General features: G+C 35.3%; 5 protein-coding genes. 2 read left to right on the top strand and 3 right to left on the bottom strand.

The genetic code is table 11. The features are described from left to right. Window positions 1-427, bottom strand: a 427-nt coding sequence (locus tag ABXH34_RS18130; protein WP_353573294.1) for a protein kinase domain-containing protein, incomplete at its 3' end; no start/stop codon positions are given. Between the two features lie 359 nt (window positions 428-786). Further along, window positions 787-1,500: a heme biosynthesis HemY N-terminal domain-containing protein gene (locus ABXH34_RS18125; protein WP_353573293.1), complete on the bottom strand. Its 714-nt coding sequence runs from the start codon at window positions 1,498-1,500 to the stop codon at window positions 787-789. Between the two features lie 449 nt (window positions 1,501-1,949). Here ABXH34_RS18125 and ABXH34_RS18120 point away from each other — a divergent pair, with 449 nt between their 5' ends. Together ABXH34_RS18120 and ABXH34_RS18115 are read left to right on the top strand one after the other, a co-directional pair. After that, window positions 1,950-2,375 (top strand): DUF2170 family protein, encoded by a 426-nt coding sequence (locus ABXH34_RS18120; RefSeq protein WP_353573292.1) that lies wholly within the window; start codon window positions 1,950-1,952, stop codon window positions 2,373-2,375. A gap of 9 nt (window positions 2,376-2,384) precedes the next feature. Next, on the top strand, window positions 2,385-3,092 hold the full coding sequence (locus ABXH34_RS18115; protein WP_353573291.1) for a PspA/IM30 family protein: 708 nt from the start codon (window positions 2,385-2,387) through the stop codon (window positions 3,090-3,092). A 206-nt stretch (window positions 3,093-3,298) separates the two neighbouring features. Here the strand turns inward: ABXH34_RS18115 and ABXH34_RS18110 are convergent. Further along, on the bottom strand, window positions 3,299-3,898 hold a 600-nt coding region (locus tag ABXH34_RS18110; RefSeq protein WP_353573290.1), incomplete at its 5' end, for a LysR substrate-binding domain-containing protein.

The raw sequence follows: 3,898 nt of genomic DNA, 5'->3' as shown, positions 1-3,898 counted from the left end.
ATAAAATATTGTGTGGATTTAAATCTTTATGAATAATATTGGCTGCATGAACTTCACCTAAAACCTGACAAATATGAATCGCTAAATCTAAGAAACTAATGATTCCGTCCACACCTTTTTTATTCAATATAGGGGTCAGCATTAGCTTTTTTAGGGTTTGGCCATCGAATGCTTCAAATACAGTAATAATGTTATTTTGTAAGACTTCTTGTTCATAGACTCTTACCACACCATCAATGTCTTGTAAGTGAGATAAAATTTTATATTCTTGTTTGTAATGTGCTATTTTTTCAGCAGAAGGGTAATCTTCTTGTAAGGCTTTTAAAATGACAGCTTGATTATCAGATAGGCGCGTAGCACGATAAATGACAGAGCTTGCGCTTTCATAAATTTGTTCTGCAATGAGGTAATTCGGTAGGTTAATCATTGGGATGCTGTAAGCTGTTAGTGGATTCTCATTTAAGAGAGTTGTTCCAAAACTATCACGCCCTATAAATAAGAATTGACCATTCGTCACTATTATTATAAACGATTACAACAAAAGGGATTAAATTATTATGCCAAGCTGTCATTTCAAAATAGATAAAAGGTCTGTTAAATGACAACATCAAAGGGTAAATATATGTTATTTATCTATATTATTAGGCAATACTATTTATAGATAAATCGTTTAAATCAAAGCATAAATATCCCTTTACTGCTGAAATTGACTATTTTTCGCTGATAAGTCGATGCTAAAACTAAATGCAGTATAAAATAGTCGAGAATGTTGGAACGTGGTCCAGTCTATTGTGCTACTTTGAGTTTTACTCGAATTGCTAATTTTTCCAAATCTTTAAACTCCAATACTTTTTGTTTATCTAATGTTGGCAATAAATTGCTCAAAGCAGTCCAGTCCGCTAACTGTAAATATAAAGCACTTAACAGGAGTAAACAGGCTTTGTTATGAGGGGCTTGCTGTAATGAATGCTGTGCTTGTTCAACGGCTAAAACCAATTGTCCTTGTTGCTGTAACATTTTAGCTTGAAAAAAAGCCATTTCTGCATCATGTCCATCTAAAAATTCTTTTGCATTATCAATGTAGTCAGCTGCTTGCACCATATTGCCTTGTTGATACGCGCTAAAAGAAGCTCCCACAAAATGTAAAGCAGGTAATACGCTAAATTGAGGCGATTTTAATAAGGTTTTCTCGGCATGATCCCATTGCTGTTGTAGTAAATTTAAACAGCCTAGACCTAAACCTTGGTGGGCTTTATTTTGTTTGTGTAAAGCACTTTTTACTTTTAAACGATGTGGAAAATCCCAAATCCACGCGAGCAGTTTCAATAAAACAAAAAAAGCTGCAAAACTAATGACTGAAAATAATACAAAGGTAGCAAGGCTCATTTTGGCTGTCCAAGTTTGCCAGCTCAGAATGACAAACCCAGCATCTTGTTCAAATAATAAAGGGAAGCCAATGCCTGCCGCAATAACCAGTAATAAAAAAATAACGACTTTCATTTTATGAATACCTCAATGCCTGCCTAGTGAGTGTTATTGTATATTATAAGTTTTTTACTAACACTCGATAATGTTATTTAGCTATCAAATCCAAAATCAAGGAATTGCAGATAATAACTATTAATTACCCCCAATTTTAATATGATTCATTTGTTTATGCGTTCCAAACAAAATGGAATAAAAAATGCTCAAACATTATTTTTTAATTGCAAATCACTATTTATATTGCCATGATAAGAATTATATTGATTTAGCTGCTAGCATTATTATTGTTGATTTTGAAAAATAGAAGACGGTGCATGATGGTTTATCCTTCAATTTAACATCAGGGCATACTATTCTACTTTAGATAAATATCCAAACAGATTTGATTGCAGATATGAGAAAAAGCCAACTGCTATCCTTGACATATTATGACCTTACCCCATTTAGTCATTTAAGGAGTCATTATGCTAATCCCTCAAGAGAAACTAGAATATTTTGCCGCCAGCTTGGACGGTGTGACCACTGATAATGAATTACGTTTACGCACTGAAATAATACCGAGCGAAACCGATATTTTATTAGTCAGCATCGAAGACCGTGAAGATTTCCCAATTTACATCACAGTCGATGAAAGCCAAATTTTATGTATGAGCTATTTGTGGCGTGAAGAAGATATCAAGCCTGAATTACATAAAGAATTGCTAGACACTTTATTATCGATGAATTTGCCAATGCCACTATCTTCATTTTCAAAAGTGGGTAATCAATACATTATTTTTGGTGCATTGTGGACAAGCTCAACTGTTGATGAATTGATTCGCGAAGTTGATTTTCTCAGTGATAACACGTTGACCGCAGTGGAAGAGTTATGGGACTATTTAATAAAATAGGAGTTAAGAATGGGTATTTTCACTAAGTTATTCACGGCACTACGTGGAGGCATCAATGAAGCAGGTGAAACACTGGTAGATTCCCAAGCAATGAGAATTTTAGACCAAGAAATACGTGATGCAAAACAACACTTAGACGAAGCTAAACAAAATTTAACTAAGGTGATGGCGGAGCAGATTGGTATCGAACGTGAAGCGAAAAAATTAAAAGCCAATATTACAGAATATGAAGGATATGCGCTACAGGCTCTGGACAAATCAGATGAGAGCTTAGCAGCCGAAATTGCAAATAAAATTGCAGGCATAGAAGATGAATTAGCCGCTCAGCAAGCTGTTTTAGATAGCTACAACACCAATGTTCATGAATTGAAACAAGCTATTCGTCAAACTGAGCGTAATATTCATTCCATGGAGCGTGAAATTAGCGTTGTCAAAACCATGGAAAGTGTGCAAAAAGCCAATATACAAGCTTCTGCGCAATTCACTCACTCTGATTCTGCACTGCGTTCAGCCAAAGCTTCTTTAGAACGGATTAGAGAAAAGCAACAGCGTAAAAACGATGAAATGAAAGCCGCAATGAGCTTGCAGCAGGAAGATAATAATGGCCAATTACATACAAAATTACGTGAGGCGGGGATTCTAAAACCTGAAAGCTTGGGTAATGAGGTACTAGAACGTTTAAAGGCCAATCGCATCAAACTGAAAATGAAACCTTAGACACTTGGAAAATCCCTAAAATTTCAAAAAAACAGTTTAGAGACCCAATGAGGATAGAGCAGTAAAATTGTAGAGAATGAAAGCAAAGTCGTCTCATAGTGAATTCCATCTTGAGCGTTCTCAACATGCCTCATTCTCAGGACTGTCAGTCCTTCAAAGACTGGCAGAGTCCTAATATATAAAAAGGAAATTTACTATCTCTTTCATCACGCTGCGGCTAACTGCTGTTCTCCTCGGATTAATGCGGGAATAGTATTGGTTATATAATCAATAAAATCCACCATATCCTGTCTTGCTGACATATCATTGCGCCATACCCATTCATAAGAAAAACTTGCCATTTGCCCATTACTCAATAATAGTGGCCGCGCCATTTTATTCTCTGTTGAAATTTTGGCTTTGGGTAAAATCCCTGCTCCAATTCCTAAAGAAGCCCATTCTTCAATAACTTTATAGCTTAAAGCTTGACCCGGATAGCTTTGCAATTTAGCTTTTTCTTGTTTAAAAATATGCTCTAAATAACCATTCAAACCACAACCACCACCTGTCAAAATAACTTGTGCTTCAGGCAATTCATTAATTCGGTATTGAAATACTTTTTGAGGGTTAGACCCCGATTCCTGTGGTAAATAATATAAATTTTCGGCATAGAAAAAGTGGTTTTGCTGCTGTTCTGTGGATATATTGCTAGGTATGACAGAAAAATCAATTTGTTCATGACTTAGTCTTTGATTTAAATCATCTAATAAGCATTCTTTAAAAAAAATACTTACTTCAGGATGTGCTTGCCGATAAGGTATAAGCAC

Origin of the sequence: Candidatus Albibeggiatoa sp. nov. BB20 (assembly GCA_016744725.1) — a bacterium.
Classification (GTDB): Bacteria; Pseudomonadota; Gammaproteobacteria; order Beggiatoales; family Beggiatoaceae; genus Albibeggiatoa.
Note: the sequence above shows the minus strand (reverse complement) of the source record. Positions and strands in the feature narration are given on the sequence as shown.